Origin of the sequence: Gilvimarinus gilvus (assembly GCF_030518155.1) — a bacterium.
GTDB classification, from domain to species: Bacteria; Pseudomonadota; Gammaproteobacteria; order Pseudomonadales; family Cellvibrionaceae; genus Gilvimarinus; species Gilvimarinus gilvus.
In genome coordinates this window covers 1-368 of the sequence record NZ_JAULRU010000096.1, presented here as the reverse complement: position 1 = coordinate 368, position 368 = coordinate 1, and the positions used below count along the sequence as shown (strand labels likewise).

Genomic DNA, 368 nt, shown 5'->3' with positions numbered 1-368 from the left:
GAAGTGGAGCGCACACCGCGCGCCCAGCTGCGCACCAATGATGGCGGACACAGCCATTATCAATGCCAAAGGCCAGACGATCGCCCCACTGCATGCAAACACGGTCAGGGCTCCCAGGTTGCAGCAAGCATTCAGGAGTTTGCTTCTGCAAATTGCTTGCATGAGCGGCTGTCCCAGCAGCAGGGTGCATGCGACCATGAAAAATGAACCGGTACCTGGCCCGAAAATACCGTCATAGAAGCCAATGGCTGGCACTACCGCCAGTGTGAATGCAACGCTCGACAGCCGTTGCTTGCGCTCCTGACTACTCAGCGTGGGAGTGAACGCAAAGTAGGCCGCGACCGCGATCAGCATGATGGGAACGACAG

Annotated in this window: 1 protein-coding gene; it reads right to left on the bottom strand. The window is 57.9% G+C overall.

Going from position 1 to position 368, the window contains the following annotated elements; translation table 11 throughout:
• A partial coding sequence (locus tag QWI17_RS00480; RefSeq protein WP_302720536.1) for a TSUP family transporter occupies positions 1–368 on the bottom strand: 368 nt, incomplete at both ends.